The organism is Kineococcus esterisolvens, from assembly GCF_050871405.1.
In the GTDB taxonomy this organism is placed as follows: domain Bacteria; phylum Actinomycetota; class Actinomycetes; order Actinomycetales; family Kineococcaceae; genus Kineococcus.
Genome location: NZ_JBJLRI010000122.1, coordinates 1 through 6,616, shown reverse-complemented (window position 1 = coordinate 6,616; position 6,616 = coordinate 1). Strand labels below are relative to the sequence as shown.

Here is a 6,616-nt window from a genome sequence, read left to right as displayed (position 1 = left end):
CCGCTGAGTCGTTGAAGGCAGAAGCCCGCGCCCCCCCCCCCCCCCCCCCCCGCCCCCCCCCCCCCCCCCCCCCCCCCCCCCCCCCCCCCCCCCCCCCCCCCCCCCCCCCCCCACGGGCTGGAACCGGCGGACCTGACGCGGCTGTGGGAGGTCGACGACGCCGTCCTGCACTCCCTGCGCGAGGGCCTGGTGGTGCTGGACCCCGCCGGGCGGGTGCAGGTCGTCAACGACGAGGCGCGCCGCCTCCTGCCGCCGGGGCCGGAGGGCGCCGGCGGCGGGGAGGCGGGGGTGGAGCTGCCCCCGGCGGTGCGCCGCCTCGTCGACGCCGGGGAGGACGTCGTGGACGACGTGCAGGTCACCGACGACCGCGTCCTGGTCGTCAGCCGGCTCGACGCCCGCTGGGAGGGCCGCCGCGTCAGCACCGTCGTCACCCTGCGCGACCACACCGAGCTGCAGGCCCTCACCCGGGACCTCGACGCCGTGCGGGGCCTGGCCGAGGCGCTGCGCTCGCAGGCGCACGAGGCGGCGAACCGGCTGCACGTCGTGGTCACCCTGGTCGAGCAGGGCCGCACCGCGCAGGCGGTCGAGTTCGCCACCGCCGAGCTGGCCGCCGCCCAGGAGCTCACCGACCTCGTCGTCGCCGACGTCGCGGACCCGGCGGTGGCGGCGCTGCTGGTGGGCAAGTCCGCGCAGGCCGCCGAGCGGGGCGTGGAGCTGGAGGTGGAACCGGACACGGCGCTGCCCGCGGGGCTGCTGCCGGCGCGCGACCTGGTCACGGTCGTCGGCAACCTCGTGGACAACGCGGTGGAGGCGGCGATGGCGGCGCCCGAGCCGCGGTGGGTGCGGGTGCGCACCGGGTTCGCCGACGGCGTTGTGGAGGTGCGGGTGACCGACTCGGGGGAGGGCCTGCCACCGGGAGGGCTGGAGCTGGCGGTGCAGCGCGGCTGGTCGCGCAAGGAGCAGCGGCTCACCCCGCACGGCGCGCACGGGCTGGGCCTGGCGCTGGTGGGACAGGTGGTGCGCCGCCACGGCGGGTCGATGGCGGTGGAGGAGCCCGTCACCCTCGACGACGGCGGCGGCACGCTCGTGGTGCGCCTGCCCGTGGGCGCGGTGGGGGAGCGGGCGTGATCCGGGTCCTGGTCGTGGAGGACGACCCGGTGCTGGCCGCCGCGCACGCGCGGCTGGTCGAGGCGGTCGCCGGGTTCACCGTCGTCGCCGCCGTGCACTCCGGCCGGGAGGCGCTGGCCGCCGTCGGCGCCGGCGGGGTGGACCTGGTGCTGCTGGACATGACGCTGCCCGACATGGACGGCCTGCAGGTCCTGCGGGCGCTGCGCGCCGCGGCCGTCGGCGCGGACGTCGTCGCCGTCACCGCCGCCCGCGAGCCGGGCGTGGTGCGCCAGGCGCTGTCGATGGGCGTCGTGCAGTACCTGCTGAAGCCGTTCACGGCGGCGTCGCTGGAGGAGCGGCTGCACTCCTACGCCCGCTTCCGCGAGGAGGTGGCCCGTGCGGCGGGCGGGGGAGGTGACGTCCTGGACCAGCGGGCCATCGACGAGGCCCTGTCGCAGCTGCGCACCGCCGCGGGCCCGGCGCGCGGCGTGACGCCCGCGACCCTGCAGGCCGTCGTCACCGCGCTGCGCGGCGCCGCGCCGGGCGCGGGCCTGTCCGCCGCGGAGGCGGCCGCCGCCACCGGCCTGTCGCGGGTCAGCGCCCGCCGCTACCTGGAGCACCTGGCCGGTGCCGGCCGCGTGCGCAAGGAACCCCGCTACGGCGGGTCCGGGCGCCCGGAGCTGGCGTACCTGCCGACGCCGCGGCTGTGAGGACCCGGGCCGCGGGTCAAGCCGCGCCGGTGCGCTGGTGCTCCCGCGGGGCCGCCGCCCGCCCGGCCGGCCGCCCCGGCACTCGCGCCGCCAGCTCGTGCGGCGGCACCGGGCGGCTGAACAGCCAGCCCTGCGCCAGCGGGCACCCCATCCCGGTGAGCAGCCGCGCCTGCTCGGGCGTCTCCACGCCCTCGGCGATCACCCGCAGGCCCAGCGCGTCGCTCAGCGACAGCAGCGCCTCGAGCATGCCCGCCCGCCGCGGCGACGTGGTGATGTCGGCGGTGAAGACGGCGTCCAGCTTCAGGTAGTCCGCCGGCAGCGTGTCCAGGCGGCTGAACGCCGAGTAGCCGGTGCCGAAGTCGTCGATGGCGACACCGATGCCGTGGGCGCGCAGCGCCCGCAGCGCGGTGAGCGCGGCCTGGCCGGAGGCGTCCACGACGCTCTCGGTGACCTCCAGGACCAGCGACGCGGCGGGGAACCCGGTCTCGGCCAGGACCTCCAGGACCCTCTCGGGGTAGTCCCGGCACGCCAGCTCCCGGCCGGACACGTTCACGGTGAGGACGAGGTCGCGGTCCCACGCGCGGCGCACCGCCAGGGCGCCGCGGCACGCGTCGGCCAGCACCGCCTGCCCCAGCTCGCGCACGAGACCGGTGGTCTCGGCGGCGTGCACGAACTCCAGCGGGGGCACCTGCCCGCGCACCGGGTGCGTCCAGCGGGCCAGGGCTTCGACGCCCACCACGGCGCCGTCGGCGAGGTCGACGATCGGCTGGAACCAGGCGCGCACGTCCCCGGCCGCGAGGGCGTCGGCGAGGTCGCGCGCCAGCACCGCCGAGGCGTCGTCGGCCAGGCGCGCCCGCCCGCGGCCGGCGGCCTTGGCCGCGTACAGGGCGCTGTCGGCGCGGCGCATCAGGTCCGCGCCGCTCTCGCCGGGCAGCAGCTCCGCCACGCCGCAGGACAGCCCGGCACGGCTGCCGGCGGTGCGCAGCCGCTCCACCGCCTCCAGCGCCGCCGGACCGGCCGCGCCGGGCAGCAGCACCGCGAACTCGTCACCGCCGTAGCGGGCGAGCACCGCCCCCGGCGGCAGGGCGCGACGGCACTCCTCGCCCACCGCGCGCAGCAGGTCGTCGCCGGCGGCGTGCCCGGAGCGGTCGTTGACGCGCTTGAAGTGGTCCACGTCCAGCAGCGCCGCCGACAGCGGAACCCCGGTGCGCTCGGCGACGGCCAGGGCGCCGTCGAGGGCGTCGTCGAAACCGCGCCGGTTGGCCAGGCCCGTCAGGCTGTCGCGCCCGGCGCTGGAGGCGCGCTGCACGAGGATCCCGACGACCGTCGAGACGACGACGAGCACGGCCCCCAGGGCCACCGCCACGCCGGGCGTCATCCCCGGCCGGTCGCCCAGCACCCCGGCGGCGGCGGCGGCCAGGGCCGTCAGGTGCGCCAGCGACTGGCGCCACGTGAAGAAGAAGACGACGTCGACCGCGACGAACAGGTACACGGTGCTGATGGCCAGCGCGGTCGCGATGGAGGGGCAGTGCGGCACCGCGAGCGTGATGAGGGCCGTGCCGAGCCCCACCACGACGTGGAAGGCCCACCGCGGCAGCAGGTGCCCGCGCAGCAGCAGGGCCGCCCCGGCCAGCAGGGCGGTGGTCGCCAGCGCCCCGAGCTGCGCCTGCGCGCTCGCCGACGGGAACGGCGAGCCCAGCACCACCGCGAGCGCCGAGCCGCCGCCGGCCAGGTAGAACGCGCCCGCGGTCGGGCCCATCACGCGCGGCGTCGCCACGGTGGGGGCGGGGCGGGGAGCGGGCACGGTGGTTCGTCGGCGCCGCCGGCGCCGCGCTGGAGCGCGCCCACCCGGGCGGGTCAACGCGCGGCCCCCTAGGGTGCGGGGCGTGGCTGCAGCGGAACGCATCACCGACCGGGTCGTCTACCACGGCGAGGGGCCGTGCTGGTCCCCCTCGTGGGGAGGGCTGCGGTTCGTCGACATGCTCGCGGGCGACGTGCTCACCCTGGCCCCCTCGGGGGAGACGGTGCGCCGCCGCTACGGCGACGTCGCGGCCGTCGTGCGGCCCCGCGCCGCTGGCGGAGCGGTCGTCGCGGTGGAGCGCGGGTTCGTCCTGGAGGACGCCGACGGCTCCCTGACGCCGCTGCCCGAGCTGTGGGGCGCCGAGGCGGGGCTGCGGATGAACGAGGGCGGCTGCGACCCCGACGGGCGCTTCTACGTCGGGTCGATGGCGTACGAGCAGGCCGGCGGCGCCGGCGAGGGCCGCGGCTCGGTGTTCCGCCTGGACCCGGACGGCTCGGTGAGCACCGTGCTGACGGGCGTGACGATCTCCAACGGGCTGGGTTTCAGCCCCGACGGCGCGCTGGCCTACTACAACGACACCCCCACCGGCCGCACCGACGTCTTCGACTACGACCGCGACGGCGGGCTGACGAACCGCCGCCCGTTCGCGCAGGTCAACGACGACTCCGGGGCGAACAACCCCGACGGGCTGTGCGTGGACGCCGAGGGCGGGGTGTGGACGGCGCTGTTCGGCGGCTCGGCGGTGCGCCGCTACGCCCCGGACGGCACGCTGGACGCGGTCGTGGAGGTGGGCGCCCGCCAAGTGACGGCCTGCACCTTCGGCGGGGCGGACCTGGACGAGCTGTTCATCACGACGTCGAGGGAGAACCTCGCCGACGACGACGACCCGGCGGCGGGCAGCGTCTTCCGGTTCGTGCCGGGGGTGCGGGGCCTGCCCGTGCTGCCCTTCGCGGGCTGAGGCGGGCCGGTCCGGCGGACCGCTGCGCGCGGTCCCGGCCGGTCAGCCCGCCGCGGCGGCGTCCTGCTCGTGGCGCACGAGCGGCTGGGGGGCCGGGGAACCACCGTCGGTGCGGCCGGCGGCCTCGTCGCGCAGCCGCTGCGCGAACTCCTCGGCCATCATGAGCTTGTCGCGCAGCTTCTCCACGCGGGCGTCGGCCGCGGCGCGGAAGGTGTCGAGCTGGTCGAACAGCTCCCCGCGGGGGGTGGTGGAGGGCGTGCGGCCGTCGAGGGCGTCGAGGATGCCGAGCAGTTCGCGCATCTCGTCGAGGGAGAAGTCCAGCGGCTTCATCCGCTTGAGGACCAGCAGCCGGTACACGTCCCTCTCGGTGTACAGGCGGAACCCGCCGGGGGTGCGCGCGGAGGGGGTGACCAGGCCCATCTCCTCGTAGTAGCGGATCGTGCGGAAGCTGTAGCCGACGCGCTCGACCACCTCGCCGATCTGCATGAGCTCGCTCACCGGCAGCTCCTCCCGTCCCCCGTCGCCGGGCCGTGCGGGCACCGGCCCGCGGTCCAGCGTTCGATCGTACGCGCCGGCACGTCCCCTCCGGCCCCGTGCGGGCCGTCGGCCACCCGTGCGGAGGGGGTGTTCAGCCCGGACGGGTCTGGCTAGGGTTCGGCACGTGACGCGACGTGCGGGGGGAGCGGCGCCGCTGTCCGCGTGCCGGGCCGTCGCGGCCGAGGGCACCTCCCGCCGCACGCTGCTGCTGGCCGCCGCCGGGGTCCTGCCCCTGCTGGCCGCCGCGCCCGCCGCCGCGGCCCCGCTCCACCCCGGTGAGGACCGGGTCGAGGCCGCCCGGGCCGCCGCCGAGGGGGCCGCCGCCCGCGTCGCCGCGCTGCAGGGCGAGCTGGCCCGGCAGCAGGCCGACCTCGACGCCGCGCACGTGCGCCTCTCGGTCGCCGTGGAGGACCACCACGAGGCCGACGCCCTCCTGCAGCAGCGGGCCGCCGACGCCGCCCGGGCCGCCGGCGCCGCCGACGCGGCCCGCGCCGAGCTGGCCGGCGCGCGCGAGGCCCTGGGGCACCTGGCCTCCAGCAGCTACCGCAGCGCCGCCGGCGAGCTCGGCCCGCTGGCGTCGGTGCTGGCCGGCGGGTCCACGCAGGACCTGCTGGACCGGTCCGCCACCCTCGCGCGCCTCACCGCGCGCCGCGACGACGCCGTCACGCGCGCCGGTGAGGCCCAGCGGCGCGCCGAGACCACCCGCGCCGAGGCCGAGGCCGCCGCCGGCGCTCAGCGGCGGGCCACCGAGGCCGCCGCCGCCGCCCGCGCCGCGGCCGAGGAGGCCGCCGCCGGGGCCGAGGCGCTGCTGGCCGCCACGCGGGCGCGCACCGAGCAGACGCTGGCCGAGCTGGCGCAGCTGCGCAGCACCTCCGTGGAGCTGGAGCGCCAGCGCCAGGCCGCTCTGGTGGCCGAGGAGGAGGCGCGTCGCGAGGCCGCCGCCCGCGCCGGGCTCACCGGGGTCGCCGGGGTCGCCGAGCCCGTGCCGGCTGCCGCCGGTCCCACCCCCGGGGCGGACACCGCCGTCGCCTGGGCGCTGGCCCAGCTCGGCAAGCCCTACCGGTGGGGCGGGGAGGGCCCCGACGCCTTCGACTGCTCCGGGCTGACCCAGCGCGCCTGGGAGGCCGCCGGGGTGCGCCTGCCGCACTCCTCGCGGCTGCAGTTCTCCGGCGAGGCGAAGGTCGCGCTGGCGGACCTGCGGGCCGGGGACCTCGTCTTCTACGCCACCGACACCGCCGACCCCTCGACGGTCCACCACGTCGGCGTGGTGGTGTCGCCCGGGCGGATGGTGGAGGCCCCCCACACCGGGGCCGTGGTGCGCACCGCCTCGATCTACCGCTCCGGCCTGCTGGCGCAAGGCACCCGGCCGAGCTGAGCCGGACCCCTCCGGGGGGGGGGGGGGGGGGGGGGGGGGGGGGGGGGGGGGGGGGGGGGGGGGGGGGGGGGGGGGGGCGGTTGCGGGGTCGTGGGTCGCCTCGAGCTAGCCTTACCCCACAAGGAGCC

The 6,616-nt window shown here is 78.6% G+C and carries 6 protein-coding genes; 4 read left to right on the top strand and 2 right to left on the bottom strand.

Going from position 1 to position 6,616, the window contains the following annotated elements; all coding sequences use genetic code 11:
- Positions 1 to 189: 189 nt before the first annotated feature.
- Both ACRYR8_RS20705 and ACRYR8_RS20700 read left to right on the top strand, forming a co-directional pair.
- Positions 190 to 1,128, top strand: a complete 939-nt coding sequence (locus ACRYR8_RS20705; protein ID WP_432485153.1) for a sensor histidine kinase — start codon at positions 190 to 192, stop codon at positions 1,126 to 1,128.
- Positions 1,125 to 1,817, top strand: coding sequence for a response regulator (locus ACRYR8_RS20700; RefSeq protein ID WP_432485154.1), 693 nt, complete (start codon positions 1,125 to 1,127; stop codon positions 1,815 to 1,817). The genes ACRYR8_RS20705 and ACRYR8_RS20700 overlap by 4 nt, the downstream gene beginning before the upstream one ends.
- Positions 1,818 to 1,833: 16 nt before the next feature.
- On the opposite strand, the gene ACRYR8_RS20695 is transcribed toward ACRYR8_RS20700, so the two are convergent.
- Positions 1,834 to 3,621, bottom strand: a complete 1,788-nt coding sequence (locus ACRYR8_RS20695; protein WP_432485155.1) for a putative bifunctional diguanylate cyclase/phosphodiesterase — start codon at positions 3,619 to 3,621, stop codon at positions 1,834 to 1,836.
- 82 nt (positions 3,622 to 3,703) lie between these two features.
- On the opposite strand from ACRYR8_RS20695, the gene ACRYR8_RS20690 reads away from it, so the two are divergent.
- Complete coding sequence (locus ACRYR8_RS20690; RefSeq protein WP_432485156.1) at positions 3,704 to 4,576, top strand: SMP-30/gluconolactonase/LRE family protein; 873 nt, start codon at positions 3,704 to 3,706, stop codon at positions 4,574 to 4,576.
- Between the two features lie 42 nt (positions 4,577 to 4,618).
- On the opposite strand, the gene ACRYR8_RS20685 is transcribed toward ACRYR8_RS20690, so the two are convergent.
- Positions 4,619 to 5,062 (bottom strand): MerR family transcriptional regulator, encoded by a 444-nt coding sequence (locus ACRYR8_RS20685; RefSeq protein ID WP_432485168.1) that lies wholly within the window; start codon positions 5,060 to 5,062, stop codon positions 4,619 to 4,621.
- Between the two features lie 175 nt (positions 5,063 to 5,237).
- Here ACRYR8_RS20685 and ACRYR8_RS20680 point away from each other — a divergent pair, with 175 nt between their 5' ends.
- A complete protein-coding gene (locus ACRYR8_RS20680; protein ID WP_432485157.1) occupies positions 5,238 to 6,488 on the top strand; it encodes a C40 family peptidase in 1,251 nt (416 codons plus the stop codon).
- The last annotated feature ends 128 nt before the right edge of the window (positions 6,489 to 6,616 follow it).